General features: G+C 60.1%; 15 protein-coding genes and 1 pseudogene. 13 read left to right on the top strand and 3 right to left on the bottom strand.

Going from position 1 to position 15,991, the window contains the following annotated elements:
* Positions 1–20: 20 nt before the first annotated feature.
* The 8 genes from lpxD to tilS all read left to right on the top strand — a co-directional run bounded on the left by lpxD (position 21) and on the right by tilS (position 9,929).
* Entirely contained in the window at positions 21–1,043 is a 1,023-nt protein-coding gene (gene lpxD, locus ABD806_RS06810; protein ID WP_344956099.1) for a UDP-3-O-(3-hydroxymyristoyl)glucosamine N-acyltransferase, read from the top strand.
* 20 nt (positions 1,044–1,063) lie between these two features.
* Positions 1,064–1,525 carry a 3-hydroxyacyl-ACP dehydratase FabZ gene (gene fabZ, locus ABD806_RS06805; protein ID WP_116472487.1) on the top strand — a complete coding sequence of 154 codons (462 nt, stop codon included), beginning with the start codon at positions 1,064–1,066 and terminating at the stop codon, positions 1,523–1,525.
* A gap of 2 nt (positions 1,526–1,527) precedes the next feature.
* A complete protein-coding gene (gene lpxA, locus ABD806_RS06800) occupies positions 1,528–2,319 on the top strand; it encodes an acyl-ACP--UDP-N-acetylglucosamine O-acyltransferase (RefSeq protein ID WP_344956095.1) in 792 nt (263 codons plus the stop codon).
* Positions 2,294–3,460, top strand: a complete 1,167-nt coding sequence (lpxB, locus tag ABD806_RS06795; RefSeq protein ID WP_425583076.1) for a lipid-A-disaccharide synthase — start codon at positions 2,294–2,296, stop codon at positions 3,458–3,460. The genes lpxA and lpxB overlap by 26 nt, the downstream gene beginning before the upstream one ends.
* Positions 3,457–4,059 (top strand): ribonuclease HII, encoded by a 603-nt coding sequence (rnhB, locus tag ABD806_RS06790; protein WP_344956091.1) that lies wholly within the window; start codon positions 3,457–3,459, stop codon positions 4,057–4,059. The genes lpxB and rnhB overlap by 4 nt, the downstream gene beginning before the upstream one ends.
* Positions 4,049–7,522 (top strand): DNA polymerase III subunit alpha, encoded by a 3,474-nt coding sequence (gene dnaE / locus ABD806_RS06785; protein ID WP_344956089.1) that lies wholly within the window; start codon positions 4,049–4,051, stop codon positions 7,520–7,522. Before rnhB ends, dnaE begins: the two co-directional genes overlap by 11 nt.
* Before the next feature lie 9 nt (positions 7,523–7,531).
* On the top strand, positions 7,532–8,488 hold the full coding sequence (accA, locus tag ABD806_RS06780) for an acetyl-CoA carboxylase carboxyl transferase subunit alpha (protein WP_344956086.1): 957 nt from the start codon (positions 7,532–7,534) through the stop codon (positions 8,486–8,488).
* A gap of 130 nt (positions 8,489–8,618) precedes the next feature.
* Positions 8,619–9,929, top strand: coding sequence for a tRNA lysidine(34) synthetase TilS (gene tilS, locus ABD806_RS06775; RefSeq protein ID WP_344956083.1), 1,311 nt, complete (start codon positions 8,619–8,621; stop codon positions 9,927–9,929).
* 163 nt (positions 9,930–10,092) lie between these two features.
* On the opposite strand, the gene ABD806_RS06770 is transcribed toward tilS, so the two are convergent.
* The gene (locus ABD806_RS06770; protein WP_344956080.1) at positions 10,093–11,244 is read right to left on the bottom strand and encodes a patatin-like phospholipase family protein; all 1,152 of its coding nucleotides are present in this window, start codon (positions 11,242–11,244) and stop codon (positions 10,093–10,095) included.
* Positions 11,245–11,480: 236 nt separating this feature from the next.
* Between ABD806_RS06770 and ABD806_RS06765 the strand changes: the two are divergent.
* Positions 11,481–12,511 (top strand): annotated as a pseudogene (locus tag ABD806_RS06765) (transposase domain-containing protein).
* A gap of 165 nt (positions 12,512–12,676) precedes the next feature.
* On the opposite strand, the gene merR reads toward ABD806_RS06765, so the two are convergent.
* Positions 12,677–13,099: a mercury resistance transcriptional regulator MerR gene (gene merR / locus ABD806_RS06760; RefSeq protein WP_344956078.1), complete on the bottom strand. Its 423-nt coding sequence runs from the start codon at positions 13,097–13,099 to the stop codon at positions 12,677–12,679.
* A gap of 72 nt (positions 13,100–13,171) precedes the next feature.
* Here merR and merT point away from each other — a divergent pair, with 72 nt between their 5' ends.
* From merT to merA, 4 genes are read left to right on the top strand one after another with little or no spacing between them, the layout of a single operon-like run.
* Entirely contained in the window at positions 13,172–13,564 is a 393-nt protein-coding gene (gene merT, locus ABD806_RS06755; RefSeq protein WP_425583075.1) for a mercuric ion transporter MerT, read from the top strand.
* Positions 13,565–13,580: 16 nt separating this feature from the next.
* The gene (gene merP, locus ABD806_RS06750) at positions 13,581–13,859 is read left to right on the top strand and encodes a mercury resistance system periplasmic binding protein MerP (RefSeq protein WP_344956076.1); all 279 of its coding nucleotides are present in this window, start codon (positions 13,581–13,583) and stop codon (positions 13,857–13,859) included.
* A 2-nt stretch (positions 13,860–13,861) separates the two neighbouring features.
* Positions 13,862–14,110: a mercury resistance system transport protein MerF gene (merF, locus tag ABD806_RS06745; protein WP_344956073.1), complete on the top strand. Its 249-nt coding sequence runs from the start codon at positions 13,862–13,864 to the stop codon at positions 14,108–14,110.
* A complete protein-coding gene (merA, locus tag ABD806_RS06740) occupies positions 14,107–15,693 on the top strand; it encodes a mercury(II) reductase (protein ID WP_344956071.1) in 1,587 nt (528 codons plus the stop codon). The genes merF and merA overlap by 4 nt, the downstream gene beginning before the upstream one ends.
* A gap of 79 nt (positions 15,694–15,772) precedes the next feature.
* Here the strand turns inward: merA and ABD806_RS06735 are convergent, their stop codons facing one another.
* Positions 15,773–15,955 carry a hypothetical protein gene (locus ABD806_RS06735; protein ID WP_344956068.1) on the bottom strand — a complete coding sequence of 61 codons (183 nt, stop codon included), beginning with the start codon at positions 15,953–15,955 and terminating at the stop codon, positions 15,773–15,775.
* Positions 15,956–15,991 lie beyond the last annotated feature (36 nt).

Below are 15,991 nucleotides of genomic sequence, written 5' to 3'. Positions count from 1 at the left end.
CAATCTGAGAGTCCGAATCAATGAAAGTTACACTGGAAGAGCTGGCCCGGCATCTGGGCGCCGAACTGCATGGCGATGGCCGGCTGGAAATACACAGGGTCAATACTTTGGACAAGGCCGGTGCGGGCAACATCGCCTTTTTGTCTGATGCCAAGTATCGCCATTTGTTGGACAGCACCCAGGCCAGTGCCGTTATCGTCAGGCCGGATGATCTGCCCTTTTGTCCGGTCGCCGCCCTGGTGATGGCCGATCCCTATCTGGGATTCGCCCTGTCGGCACAGCGGCTGGATACCACCCCCCAGCCGGCGGTCGATGTACATGCCACCGCCGTCCTGGCGGACGACGTCAAACTGGGTGCCAATGTTGCCATCGGTGCCCATGCGGTGATCGAGTCGGGGGTTGAGCTGGGTGACGGCGTGGTCATCGGCCCCGGCTGCTTCATCGGCAAAGACAGCAAGCTGGGTGCCCGTAGCCGGCTGTGGGCCAATGTCACCCTGTATCACAATGTGACGCTGGGCAGCGATTGCCTGGTCCAGTCGGGTACCGTGATCGGTGCCGACGGCTTTGGCTATGCCAACAACAAGGGCGAGTGGGTGAAAATTCCCCAGCTTGGTGGCGTGCGTATCGGTAACAGGGTCGAGATCGGTGCCTGCACCACCATTGACCGGGGGGCGCTGGAAGACACCCGCATCGCCGACAATGTGATTATCGATAACCAGTGCCAGATTGCCCATAATGTCGAGATTGGCTATGGTACCGCCGTTGCCGGCGGCACCATAATGGCGGGTAGTCTGAAAGTCGGCAAATATTGTATTATTGGCGGCGCTTCCGTGTTTAATGGTCATATGGAAATCTGTGATCAGGTTACCATTACCGGCATGGCCATGGTGATGCGCCCGATTACCGAACCGGGCGTGTATTCCTCCGGGATCCCCTTGCAAAGCAATAAAGAATGGCGCAAGACGGCCGCGCGGGTGCTGCGTATCGATGATATGCACAAGCGCCTGAGCCGCCTTGAAAAACAATCAGACAAAAAAGATTAAGCTATTAGTAGGGTTACATTTTGAATAACGAACTGAATCAGTTAGATATCCAGGAAATCCTGGAGCTGTTGCCGCACCGCTATCCTTTTTTGATGGTAGACAGGGTCGCACACTACGAAATTAGCCCCGAGCGCAAGACGTTGAGAGGCATCAAGAATGTTTCTTTCAATGAGCCCATGTTCACCGGCCACTTCCCGCAGAAGCCGGTGTTTCCCGGTGTCTTGATCCTGGAAGCCATGGCCCAGGCCACCGGCATCCTGGCCTTTAAGATGGTCGGCAAGCCCAAGCCCAACGAGCTCTATTATTTCGCCTCTATCGACAATGCCCGCTTCAAGCGCCCGGTGGTGCCGGGAGACCAGCTGGTACTGGATGTGGTGTATTTGAAAGAACGCCGCGGCATCGCTAAATTTACCGGTGTGGCCACGGTTGACGGCGAAGTGGTCTGTACCGCCGAACTGATGTGTGCCAAACGCGAGGGCTGAATGTGACTGAGCAAAGTGCAGTGATCCATGAAACCGCCATCATCCACCCCAGCGCCAAGATTGGCCGGGGCGTGGAAATTGGCCCCTGGACCCTGATCGGCGCCGATGTGGAAATCGGCGACGATTGCTGGATCGGTTCCCATGTGGTGATCAAGGGGCCGACCCGCATCGGCCGGGGTAACCGTATCTTCCAGTTCGCCTCTATCGGGGAAGAATGCCAGGACAAGAAATACGCCGGCGAGCTAACCCGCCTGGAGATCGGCGACCATAACGTGATCCGAGAATCCTGCACTTTCCATCGGGGTACGGCTCAGGACGAGAGCCTGACCCGGGTGGGCAGCCATAACCTGTTTATGGTCAACGTGCATGTGGCCCACGACTGCCGCATCGGCGATAACTGCATTTTCGCCAATAATGCTACCCTGGCGGGCCATGTGCATATCGGTGACCATGTGATCTTTGGTGGTCACGCGGCCATCCATCAGTTCGGCCGGGTCGGCAGCCACGCCTTTATCGCCGGCTGTGCCGCGCTCAACAAGGATGTGCCGCCTTATGTGATGGCGGCGGGCCTGTATGCCAAGCCGTTTGGCGTCAACTCCGAGGGCTTGCGTCGCCGGGGCTTCAGCAAGGAAGCCATTTCCGCCATCAAGCAGTCCTACAAGGAAATCTTCCGTAGCGGTAAAACGATCGCCGAGGTACTGCCGGTGCTGGAAGAACTGAACAAGAGCCAGCCGGAAGTCGGCATCTTGATCGAGTTTTTGAAGGAAAATGAACGCGGGATCATTCGTGCCTGAGTCACGTCCTTTACGTATCGGCCTGATCGCCGGGGAAGTCTCCGGCGATACCCTGGGGGCCGGCCTGGTGCGGGAAATCCGCAGCCAGTATCCGGATGCCATTTTCGAAGGCATCGCCGGCCCGCAGATGGTGGCCGCCGGCTGTACCGCCCTGTTTGAGATGGACGAGCTGGCGGTGATGGGGGTGGTGGAAGTGCTGGGGCGCTTGCCCCGTATCCTCAGCATCCGTCGCCAGATAATTCGTCATTTTATCGATAACCCGCCGGACGTGTTCGTGGGCATCGATGCCCCCGACTTCAACCTGGGGGTTGAGCATAAACTGAAAAAGGCCGGTATCAGGACCATTCACTATGTCAGCCCCTCGGTCTGGGCCTGGCGGCAAAATCGCATCCACAAGATCAAGGCGGCCACCGATTTGGTGCTGGCCTTCCTGCCCTTTGAAAAAGCCTTCTACGATCGCTTCGATGCTCCCTGCCGGTTTATCGGCCATACCCTGGCAGACCAGGTCCCGCTGCTGCCCGACACCCTGGGTGCCCGCCTGCGGCTGGGCTTGAAGCCCGACGCCAAATACCTGGCGTTGCTGCCGGGCAGCCGCCACGCGGAAGTGACCCTGCTGAGCCCTGTCTACCTGGAAGCCTGCAAGCAACTCAAGGTCAGGCATCCCGAGCTGGAATTCGTGGTGCCCCTGGTCAACGCAAAACGGCGGGAAGAGTTTCTCAAAATAAAGTCCCAGGTGGCACCTACCTTGGAGATGACCCTGGTCGAAGGCCAGGGGCGGGCAGTGATGGCCGCCAGTGATGTGGTGCTGCTGGCTTCGGGCACCGCCACCCTGGAAGCTATGCTGGCCAAGAAGCCCATGGTGGTGGGCTACAAACTCAAGGATTTCAGCTATTGGCTGGCCGAGCGGCTGGTAAAAACCCCCTATATTTCCCTGCCCAACCTGCTGGCGGATCAGACCCTGGTCGCCGAGCTGGTCCAGCATGAATGCACCCCGGGGCATATAGTGGATGAAATCGGCAAGCTGCTGGAGCATGACAACAGCGAGCTGATCGCCCATTTCACCCAACTGCACAAGCAGATCCGTTGCACCGCCGATGAACAGGCCGCCCGCGCCGTGCTGGAGCTGGCCGGATTATCATGAGCGACATCGATTATCCCCAGGGGCTGCTGGTGGCCGGGGTGGATGAAGTGGGCCGCGGGCCGCTGGTGGGCGACGTGGTGACCGCCGCGGTGATCCTGGATCCCAACTACCCCATCCCCGGGCTCAATGACTCTAAGAAGCTCAGCGAAAAAAAACGCGAACAGCTGGCCGGGCTTATCCGTGAGCGGGCCCTGGCCTGGGCCATCGGTCGCTGCTCGCCCGCCGAAATCGATGAGCTCAATATCCTGCAGGCGACCCTGCTGGCGATGAGCCGGGCGGTGGCGTCCCTGCCCGTTACCCCGGGTTTCGTGTTTATCGACGGCAACCGCTGTCCGGCACTGGCGATGCCGGCCAGGGCGGTGGTCAAGGGTGACAGCCGGGTCGCCGAGATCAGCGCCGCCTCGATCCTGGCCAAGGTGGCACGGGACCGGGAGATGCTGTTGCTGGACCGGCAATACCCCCAATACGGCTTTGCCCGCCATAAAGGCTATCCCACCAAAGAGCATATGACGGCCCTGGCGCAACACGGCGCCCTGCCCGAACACAGGCGCAGCTTTAAGCCGGTCGCCCAGGTATTGGTGGACCCCGATGTCACCTGAATTTATCCATCTGCGCATTCATTCCGATTTCTCCATGATCGATGGTCTGGCCAAGATAGGTCCGATCACCAAACGGGTGAAGGAATTGGGCTATCCGGCGCTGGCGTTGACCGATCAGATGAACCTCTGCGGCCTGGTGCGCTTTTACGGCGATGCCCACGGTAAGGGACTCAAGCCGATAGTCGGTACTGATATCTGGGTGCAGGGCGAGGAACCGGGCGGGCCGGCGTTTCGCCTGCTGCTGCTGGCGATGGACAACACCGGCTACCAGAATATTACCCTGCTGATCTCCCGCGCCTATGAGCGCGGTCATGTGGCCCACCGGCCCGTGGTGGACAAGGCCTGGCTGGCCGAACTCAGCGAAGGGATCATAGTGCTGTCCGGCGGCCGGGAAGGGGATGTGGGCATCGGCCTGCTCAAAGGCAACCAGGCGATGGTGGCCGAATGCGTGGCCTTTTACCAACGGCACTTTCCCGATCGCTTCTACCTGGAACTGCTGCGTACCGAGCGGGCCGACGAAGAAAGCTACCTGCATATGGCGGTGGCGCTGGCGGCCGAGGCCGGCCTGCCGGTGGTGGCCACCAACGAGGTGGTGTTCCTCGACAAGGACGACTTCGACGCCCATGAAATCCGGGTCGCCATCCACGATGGCTTCACCCTGGAAGACAAGCGCCGGCCCCGTCGCTACAGTGCCCAGCAATACCTGAAAAGTGCCGAGGAAATGGTCGAGCTGTTCGCCGATATTCCTGAGGCGCTGGCCAATACCGTCGAAATCGCCAAGCGCTGCAATGTGACGGTACGTCTGGGCGAGTATTTTTTGCCGGACTTCCCCACCGGCGACATGAGCATCGAGGATTACCTGGTCAAGTGTTCGCAGGAAGGCCTGGAAGACCGGCTGGCGTTCCTGTTCCCGGACCCGGATGTCCGCGCCGAGAAGCGGGGCGAATACGACGAGCGGCTGGAGGTAGAGCTTAAGGTTATCAACCAGATGGGCTTTCCCGGCTACTTCCTGATCGTGATGGAGTTTATCCAGTGGTCCAAGGATAACGGCATCCCGGTCGGTCCGGGCCGGGGTTCGGGCGCCGGCTCGCTGGTGGCCTATGCGCTGAAGATCACCGACCTGGATCCGCTGGAGTTCGATCTGCTGTTCGAGCGCTTCCTCAACCCGGAGCGGGTATCCATGCCCGACTTTGATATCGACTTCTGCATGGACAGGCGCGACGAGGTGATCGACCATGTGGCCGAGCTCTACGGCCGGGATGCGGTCAGCCAGATCATCACCTTCGGCACCATGGCCGCCAAGGCGGTGGTGCGCGATGTGGGCCGGGTGCTGGGCCACCCTTACGGCTTTGTCGATCGCATCTCCAAGCTGATCCCGCCGGATCCGGGCATGACCCTGGCCAAGGCCTTCGAGGCCGAGCCCAAGCTGCCGGAAATCTACGAACAGGACGAAGAGGTCAAGGCGCTGATCGACATGGCGCGTAAGTTGGAGGGGGTGACCCGCAACGCCGGCAAGCATGCCGGCGGCGTGGTGATAGCGCCCACCAAGATCACCGACTTCTCGCCCCTGTATTGCGACGAGGCCGGTCGTAACCCGGTCACCCAGTTCGACAAGAATGACGTGGAATACGCCGGCCTAGTGAAGTTCGACTTCCTAGGCCTGCGAACCCTGACCATCATCGACTGGGCGCTGGGCATGGTAAACCCCAGGCTGGCTAAAGAGGGCAAGCCAGCCGTCGATATCGCCGCCATTCCCATCGATGATCCGGCCTCCTTCAAGCTGCTGAAAAAATCTGAGAGCACGGCGGTATTCCAGCTCGAATCCCGCGGCATGAAGGACTTGATCAAGCGGCTGCAGCCCGACTGTTTCGAGGACATGATAGCCCTGGTGGCGTTGTTCCGTCCCGGCCCCCTGCAGTCGGGCATGGTGGACAACTTCATCGACCGCAAACACGGGCGCGAGGCGGTGTCCTATCCGGATGAAACCTGGCAGCACGAGTCATTGAAGCCCATCCTGGAGCCCACCTACGGCATCATCCTCTATCAGGAACAGGTGATGCAGATAGCCCAGGTGCTGGCGGGCTATTCCCTGGGCGGCGCCGATCTGTTGCGGCGGGCCATGGGCAAGAAAAAGCCGGAGGAGATGGCCAAGCAGCGGGCCGGCTTCGAGGCCGGCGCGGTGGCCAACGGCATCGACGGCGAACTGGCGATGAAGATCTTCGATCTGGTGGAGAAATTCGCTGGTTACGGCTTCAACAAGTCCCACTCCGCCGCCTATGCGCTGGTGTCTTATCAGACCCTGTGGCTGAAGGCCCACTATCCCGCCGAGTTTATGGCGGCGGTGATGACCGCCGATATGGACAACACCGACAAGGTGGTGACCCTGGTCGACGAATGCCAGCGCATGGGCCTGACCCTGTGTCCACCGGATGTGAATTCGGGCCGCTACCGCTTTACCGTCAACGAACAGGGCCATATCGTCTACGGTATAGGTGCCATCAAGGGGGTCGGCGAGGCGCCGATCGAATCGATACTTGCCGCCCGCGAGCAGGGCGGGCCGTTCCGGGATCTGTTCGATTTCTGTAATCGGGTCGATCTGAAGAAGCTTAACAAAAGGGTGATGGAAAAGTTGATCCTGTCCGGCGCCATGGACCGGCTCGGCCCCCATCGGGCCTCGTTGATGGCGACTCTCGAAGAGGCCATGAAAGCGGCAGATCAGCATGCCAAGGCGGAAGCCCTGGGGCAGGGCGACATGTTTGGCGTGCTGGTGGAAGAGGCGCACATCGAACATGCCTTCGCCGACGTGCCGGCCTGGCCGGACAAGGTTTGGTTGGAGGGCGAGCGGGATACCCTGGGCCTCTACCTGACCGGGCATCCGATCAATCAATACAGCCGCGAGTTGCGCCACTATACCAGCGGCCGCTTAGTCGAACTGCAGGCCACCGGCCGGGACAAGACCACCACGGCAGCGGGGCTGGTGATTGCCGCCCGGGTGATGACCACCAAGCGGGGCAACCGCATGGGCATCCTCACCTTGGACGACAAATCCGGCCGTCTGGACGTGACCCTGTTCTCGGAAGCTCTGACCCGCTACGAGCACTTGCTGGAAAAAGATAAAATTCTGGTCATTAGTGGCCAGATTAGCTTTGATGACTTCTCCGGTGGCCTTAAAATGTCGGCGCGAGAAGTCATGGTCATCGATGAGGCCCGGGAGCGCTATGCCCGGGGGGTGCATCTGAGTATTAGTCGAGCCCAGATAGACGAGGGCTTTTTTTCACGTTTGCTGGATATACTCACCCCTGTAAGGGCCGGGGTATGTCCTGTCCGAGTGACCTATCATAGACCGGGGGCCCGGGCTCAGTTAACACTGGGAACCGAGTGGCGGGTAACCCCGACGGACCAGATGCTGGAACAGTTACAGCAGCTACTTGGCTCCGATAAGGTCGAGCTGATTTTTGAATAGAGGGGACCTATGAGCCACCATTTTCTGGATTTCGAACAACCCATAGCCGAGCTGCAGGCCCAGATTGAAGAACTCAGGCATGTAAGCGAAGGGGATGGCCTGGATATCGACCTGGACGAGGAGGTCAAACGACTGGAGCTCAAACGGGATGAACTGACCCGCAAGGTATTCGGCAACCTGGGCCCCTGGCAGATTTCCCAGCTGGCCCGCCATCCGCGCCGTCCCTATACCCTGGATTATATCGAGCTGATGTTCGGCGAGTTCGACGAGCTGGCCGGCGACCGTGCCTATGCGGACGACAAGGCCATCGTCGGCGGCGTGGCCCGTTTCGAGGGCCGTCCGGTGATGGTGATCGGCCAGCAGAAGGGGCGGGAAACCAAGGAAAAGATCCGCCGCAACTTCGGCATGCCGCGTCCCGAGGGCTACCGCAAGGCGTTGCGGCTGATGGAAATGGCCGAACGCTTCAAGATGCCGATCCTGACCTTTATCGATACCCCGGGTGCCTATCCGGGCGTGGGCGCGGAAGAGCGTGGCCAGTCTGAGGCCATTGCCCGCAATCTCAAGGTGATGGCCGGCCTGAAAACCCCCATCGTCTGTACCGTGATCGGTGAGGGCGGCTCCGGCGGTGCCTTGGCCATCGGCGTGGGCGACCGGGTCAACATGCTGCAGTATTCCACTTATTCGGTGATCTCCCCCGAGGGTTGTGCCTCTATCCTGTGGAAGAGTGCCGACAAGGCATCGGTGGCGGCCGAAGCCATGGGCATTACCGCCGGCCGCATCAAGGAGCTGGGGCTGATCGACAACCTGGTGGAAGAGCCGATGGGCGGCGCGCACAGCAACCCGGCGCTGGTCGCCGAGCGGTTGAAAGAGCGACTGCTGGCCGATCTGGCCGAGCTGGATCTGCTGGATACCGACGCCCTGCTGGAGCAGCGCTATCAGCGGCTGATGAAATATGGTTATTGTTAAACCCGCCTTGGTTCAATGCCAGCGTTAGGCTGACAGCCCCCGTTGATTATCTGAAGCGCCTGCGGGCGCTTCATTTATTGTGTTTTCCCGCCTGCCTTTTACAATGACCTTTTACCGCTGACATTCCGTCATGGATTTATACTCCCGTTTTTGTCGACAAATAGCCGAACTTGGTTCCCGGGGTGAGCTGCTGGTGGCCTTTAGCGGCGGCCTGGACTCGACCGTGCTGCTCGCCCTGACCGCCCGCCTGGCGCGGGAGCAGGGCCGTTCGGTGCGAGCCGTTCATATTCATCATGGTTTGCAGGCGGTGGCGGATAGCTGGCCGGCCCATTGTACCCGGGTAGCGGCGTCGCTGGGGGTCGTTTGCCAGACGCTCGGAGTTCAGGTCACCCTGGGCCCCAGGGTCAGCCTGGAGGCGGCGGCGCGGGAAGCCCGCTATCGGGCTCTGGCCGGAGCCATGCGGCCAGGTGAGCTGCTGCTGACCGGCCACCATCAGGACGATCAGACCGAAACCTTGTTACTGGCGTTAAAACGCGGGGCCGGTGTGGAGGGCCTGGCCGCCATGCCTCATATCAAGCCCTTTGGCCCCGGCTGGCAGCTGCGGCCCCTGCTGGGCTGGTCGCGCCGGCAGCTGGAGCGGTTCGCTTGCATCGAGCGGTTATCTTGGGTTACCGATCCCAGCAATGCCGACAGCCGCTTCGATCGTAACTTCCTGCGCAACGAGGTATTGCCCGGCCTGGTGGCGCGCTGGCCGGCCTTTAACCAGACCGTGGCCCGCAGCGCCGAGCTCTGTGCCGAACAGGCCGAATTGGCGGCTGAGCTGGCGGAGCAGGATCTGCCCGGGCTGGTGCAAGATCACCGGGCATTATCGATCCCGGGATTGCAGGAACTGTCGCCGGCCCGGCGGCACAATGCCTTGCGCCACTGGCTGCAGGCCCAGGGGGTCTATTGCAGCCGTCTGCAATTGCACACCCTCTGGCAGGAGGTGGCATTGGCGCGGGACGATGCCTCACCCTTGCTGGCCTTGGGCGAGCGGCAGGTACGCCGCTATCGGCAGCGGCTTTATGTGGTGGCCGGGGCGGCTGTTCCCCGGCCCTGTGCCGGGCTGGCGGCAGATAGCTGGTTGGAGTTGGGCGTGGGCCGGTTACGGCTGGCTTTTCGGACCGGGGATGTTGGCCTGGATCCTGCCTTGGATCTCGGCCGGCTGCATATCGCGTTTGGTGCTCAGGGGGGCCGGGCCCATCCGCTCGGGCGGGCCGGCTCCCGTCCCCTTAAAAAGTTGTGGCAGGAATACCGGATACCGCCCTGGCAGCGTGAACGGGTGCCGCTGCTGTTTGATGGCGAGCGGCTGGTGGCCGCGGTCGGGGTGTTTATCTGCCGAGATTTTGCCAGCCGGCCCGGCGAACCCTCGTGGCAGCTGGAATGGCGGCCCAATGACTAGGGGTTACTGTTCATGATTTCGTCGCCGTCAAACGGGGCGCGATCAAGGCAGCAGGCGCAACGCATAGTGGGCCTGACCTGCTAACGCAGAGCCCGCTCTGTTGGGTCTTTGCGACATTAATACACAGAACGGGACACACTCTACCCATCTGGGCCGGTGTAGCTCAGCCGGTCTTGCGCAGATCCAGGGGTACCGACAGGAAATTGCAGATGTCGGTCAGCCGGTCACGGGTATCCTGGTAACCCAATTCGATCAGCTCCTGACAATACTCCTTTTCAAACAGCAGGAAGCTGGCCAGCCCGGTGGCATCGCCGGCATCGACCCCGAACAGGCGCAGCATGGCCCGGATATTAAAAGGCAGCTTATGGAAGTGCTTCTCGGTCAGCACGTCCAGGTTCTGGCTTGGTTTGAGCACCAGGTTATCGATATGGCGCAGGGAGATCTGGGCACGCTTGTGCTCGGGGATCAGCCTGATGGTGCTGTTGATGCGCTGCAGCCGCTCTATGTCCGAGGTCAGGGCATCGGTAAAGATAGTATCCAGCAAATGGCCAGCGATATCCGAACTGCTGGGGTCACTGCTGAGCATACCCGGTTCGGCCTCTTCGGTGGCCAGGCTGATGATCAATATCTTATCGGCACCCAGGTGAATGGCCGGGCTTAACGGGTTGAGCTGGTGGATGGAGCCATCCCCGTAAAAATGGTTCTGCAGCCGGCAGGGCTTGAAGATAAAGGGCAGGGCGCTGCTGGCCATCAAATGGGGGGTGGCGATAATCGCCGCCCGCCCCGAACGGCCGGCCCGGGCCCAGGCCTGATGATGAGGCCGCCCCTGAAAAAAGGTGGTGGAATCGCCGGTATTGTAATTGGAGGCAGTTACCGCCAGCACTTCCAGGGCACCGTAGAGCAGGTTGTTGTCGATGCGCTGGAAGTCGATCAACTTTTCCAGCAGCCGTTCCAACGGGCTGTTGTCAAACAGCGGCAAGGCCATCTGGGCAGGGCGGCCCAGCAGGCCGGACAGTAGGCTCTTGAGGGAGTGGCTTACTATCTTGCCGGCCTGCAGGCGAAGGATCTGCTCGGTGTGCAAATGGCGCCAGACATATTCCAGTTTGCGCACCGCCAGATGAAAGCAGGAGGCGTAGCAGGCCAGCCCGGTGGCATTGATGGCCCCGGCCGAGGTACCGCATAAAATGGGGAAGGGGATGGGCTGGCCCCTCGGGTAGCACTCGGATATGGCCTTGAGTACACCAATCTGGTAGGCGGCACGGGCCCCACCCCCGGTCAGGATCAAGGCGCAGGCGGCGGTCTCTTCTCTCTCCATAACCTCTCCTTTTTGTTCAGTATAAGGGGTTGTTTTCAGGACTAAAAGGGAACTGTAAAAAGAAGCCGGACGCAGGAACCCAAGGGTAAGGCCCCGGCTAATCGGCATATCATCCTGAATAACAAAAGGGATCCTATTGGAGCTTAATATAAGGTGGCGATAGCCTAATGCCGATCAGTTAAGCCAGATCGCTTGACGCTCCCACTCAGAAGATAAAAATCCGATGATCACAGGTCATCGGATTTTTATGCAGCTTTCAGACTTCTCTCAACCGTACTGTTGAATTCCACAGCCTCGCCGATGTGCTCGACCTAGAGATAATCCAGGCTTGTCTTTCCTCCAACGGGGTTGCTACGGTCCGAAAGCATAAGTTACCAATGGAAGCCATGGTCTGGGCGGTCATAGGCATGGCGTTGTTTCGCGGTGATTCGGTGCGCCAGTTAATCAACAAGCTGGATATCGTCCTGCCGCAGGAGGTTGACTCGGTCGTACGCAACTCGGTCGTTTGCCCGCACCGCCAATCAGTCCGCAGAGGCGGCCTATCCACAGGTGCGCAGGGTATGCCTGATGCGTGCCTGGCAACAAGGACAACAACGTCACTGGCTACTGCCGCTGCGTAAAGGCATACAGTATGAAGTGGTACGCAGCCTGGGCCGCCAGGACAAGCTGGTCCGGCTTACCACCAGCCCTCAGGTGAGAAAGAAGTGGCCCGGATTACCGGAAACGCTGGAAGCGAGGTTACTGAGTAAAACGGTCAAGGGAAAGCCGGTCAATATCCTGACCTCGCTTACTGATGCTATGTCTTATCCAGGGCGAGAGATTGTTGATTTATATGTCCACCGTTGGGAAATCGAGCTTGGCTATCGAGAAATGAAGCAGCATCTGCTGGATAGTCGCTTTACGTTGCGTAGCAACTTGCCGGAACTGATCCATCAGGAATTATGGGGCCTGCTGTTGGCCTACAACCTCATCCGCTACAAAATGATATTGATGGCCCATGCTCTGGCTGCGACCTATCCTAACCAGCTCAGCTCAGCTCAGCTCAGCTCAGCTCAGCTTCAGGGAAGCTTCATCCTACATCATCTTCAAGCTGAGCCAGCTCCCCAGCGTGGCGCCGGGTAATCTGCCGAGGGAGATATGTACCCCAGAGAAACAGGCGAAGCAGTTCAAGCTGGAGGGCAAACGAGAACAGAGCTATCCAAGAATACTAAAGGCTTCGAAGAACACATATCCGGTTAGAAAGAAAAATGCCGCTTACCTTAAATGAACGGCATTAGGAGATAGCCTGTTAATCCATCTAGGAGTCGAGTGAGCTGCGATTGACCAGGGCTTGGTGGTACTGTCTCCTGTTGCAGATCTTGTATCGAGCCTTGCTCATTTACTTGTTCTCAGCTACTCGTTGGTAGATCGGAGCACGGCTTGGGCAGATAACTCACTGTTTTAGGAAACAGTGCCCTTGTAATGACGCAATAAGCGGGCACGACACATTCCCTTTCTGCCGGTGGCAGGCGCCAACCAGCTCAGCCAGGGCCGTTTCCAGCTGTTGCAGATCCGCCAGCTTTTTCCGTACCTCCCCAAGCTTGCGCTCGGCCAGGCTGCCGGCTTCGTCGCAATGGGTGCCGTCCTCCAGTCGCAGTAGCTCGGCGACTTCATCCAGACTGAACCCCAACCACTGGGCGGATTTAATAAATTTTAGTCGCGCAACATCCGCGTTGTCGTAGTGTCGTATCCCACCATAAGGCCGATCCGGTACCGGTATCAGGCCCTTGCGCTGGTAGAAGCGGATCGTTTCTACATTGACACCGGCGGCCTTGGCCAGGGCACCGATGGTCATCTGTTGTGTGTCGGCTCTCACAGTGCTTGACTCCGTACATGACTACGGAAGTAACCTTACAACATCAACTGACCGTGCGGAAGGAAATCTCTTATGGCGAAACCTAAGCATATGGCGATGGTGGAGCCCCGGCAGGCGGCAGAGTCCAACACGGGTCGTGGCGCCCTAGCCGCCGGTGGTCTCGCCGCCATGCTCGCCTCGGCCTGTTGCCTCGGTCCCCTAGTGCTGATCGCACTCGGTGTTTCGGGTGCCTGGATCGGCAACCTCAAGATACTGGAACCGTACCGTCCGATCTTTATCGGCGTCGCCCTGGTCGCGCTGTTTTTCGCCTGGTGTCGTATCTATCGACCTGCGCAAGCCTGCAAGCCAGGTGAGGTTTGCGCGGTGCCCCGGGTGAACAGGGTCTACAAAGCGCTCTTCTGGATTGTGGCTGCCCTGGTCGTGCTCGCGCTCGCGTTCCCTTACGTTTTGCCGCTGTTTTACTGAAAAAGGAGCTACTTCCATGAAAAAGCGCGCTGCTTTTGTTGTCTTGACCGCCGCACTCAGCGCCCCCGTTTGGGCCGCTATGCAGACCATCAAGCTGTCGGTACCCGGCATGACCTGTTCCGCCTGTCCGATCACGGTCAAGTTGGCGCTCTCCAAGGTAGACGGCGTGGCGACGACCGACGTCAGCTTCGAGGAACGTCTCGCTACCGTTACTTTCGACGACACCAAAACCACGGTCGAAGCTTTGGCCCAGGCCACTGAAAACGCAGGCTACCCTGCCTCGCTACTGGAGTGATGATGAAAAACCCGTACACATTATTAGGTATCGGTGTGGCCGGCACCGTAGTGGCGGCCCTATGCTGTTTCACCCCGATCCTGGTTATCCTGTTCGGGGTGCTCGGCTTATCCGCCATGACGGGCTACCTCGACTATGTGCTGTTTCCGGTGCTAGCGGTGTTCATTGCCCTGACCATTTACGCCATCCACAAGAAGCGTGCAGTCGATGCGTGCCGTACAGCGGATTGGAAGACGGGAGTAAAACGATGAGCGGACTCCAAGTGGAAAGTATGACCTGCGGGTCGTGCAAGGAGCATGTCAAACGGGCATTAGAGCAAGATCCGGGAGTGTGCTCGGCGAGCGTTTCCGTCGGTTCAGGCCCAATTGAGCTCGACAGTCTATTCGACCAAGTGCAGGGCGAGCGGAGTGCAGGAATACAGCGGACGGGCGGTAGGCAATCGTTGCACGTTGCCATCATCGGCAGCGGTGGGGCCGCCATGGCGGCGGCGCTGAAGGCTGTCGAGCGCGGCGCGCGCGTCACGTTGATCGAGCGCGGCATAATCGGCGGCACCTGCGTCAATGTTGGCTGCATACCGTCGAAAATCATGATCCGCGCCGCGCATGTGGCGCATCAACGTCGCGAGAGTCCGTTCGATGGCGGTATCGCGGCCAGCCCTCCTGCCATCTTGCGTGAGTGGCTGCTGGCCCAGCAGCAGGCGCGCGTCGAGGAGCTGAGGCATGCCAAGTACGAAAGTATCCTGGAGAACACCCCGGCCATCACAGTGCTGCGTGGCACCGCCCGTTTCCAAGACGGCCACCGGCTCAGTGTGGACCTGGCCGAGGGTGGCCGGCGGATCCTTGCCTTCGACCGTTGTCTGGTTGCCACCGGCGCAAGCCCGACCGTTCCGCCGATCCCTGGGTTGAAAGACACGCCCTACTGGACCTCGGACGAGGCGCTGGTGAGCGACAGCATTCCGCCGCGGCTCGCCGTGATTGGCTCCTCTGTGGTAGCGGTGGAACTGGCGCAGGCGTTTTCCCGCCTCGGCAGCCAGGTGACGATCCTGGCGCGCCACAGCCTGTTTTTCCATGAAGACCCGGCAATCGGGGAAGCCATTACGGCTGCGTTCCGTCTGGAGGGTATCAGGGTGCTGGAGCATTGCCAGGCCAGCCAGGTAGCCTATGCGAACGGCAAATTTGTGCTCGATACCCCTCAGGGTGGAGTGCGTGTCGATAAGTTGCTGGTCGCTACCGGCCGGGCACCGAATACCCAGGGAATGCGGCTCGAGCGCGCCGGCGTTGCGGTCAATGCGCAGGGTGCCATTATCATCGATCGGCAGATGCGTACCGGCACCCCCCATATCTATGCCGCCGGTGACTGTACCGACCAGCCGCAGTTTGTCTATGTGGCGGCAGCAGCAGGCTCCCGCGCGGCCGTCAATATGACAGGTGGGGATCTTTCCCTGGACCTGACCGCCGTGCCGTCCGTGGTGTTCACCGATCCTCAGGTGGCCATTGTCGGCTACAGCGAGGCAGAGGCGCGCCAAGCTGGCCTTGACACCGACAGCCGCACCTTGACCCTGGACAAGGTGCCGCGCGCGCTGGCCAACTTTGACACCCGAGGGTTCATCAAGCTCGTTGTCGAGGACGGCTCGGGGCGCCTGATCGGGGTGCAGGTGGTGGCCCCGGACGCGGGTGAACTGATCCAGACCGCCGTCATCGCTATCTGCGCGGGGATGACGGTGCATGAACTAGCCGACCAGTTGTTTCCGTACCTGACCATGGTCGAGGGGCTGAAGCTTGCGGCGCAGACCTTCAGCAGGGATGTGACGCAGCTGTCCTGTTGCGCCGGTTGATGGTCCTGGCGCAACGGCGACAGCCCGGGGAAGTAAACATTTTGCCCCGGATCCTGGTGGACTCGCACCTGACTGGAGGTTAGTCTGCGTCAAAGACACTGCCGTTCGGCGCCACCGCGACGGCGATACCGGTTGGGTCATGAAACTGGCAGGGCCCGGTGCCCGGCTCGCCCCAGGCGTCGACGAAACGATAGCCCGGCTCTTGGGCGCGGGGAAACCAGGCCCCGTACCCCGCCAGCAGTGATACCGCCGCTATTGGCATCCTTGACGCCGTTCACCTGGTTTTTGCCCTGGTAGG

This window comes from Zobellella aerophila, from assembly GCF_039539325.1.
Classification (GTDB): Bacteria; Pseudomonadota; Gammaproteobacteria; order Enterobacterales; family Aeromonadaceae; genus Oceanimonas; species Oceanimonas aerophila.
The sequence above is the reverse complement of the archived record's forward strand: the minus strand, read 5'-3'. Positions and strand labels throughout refer to the sequence as shown.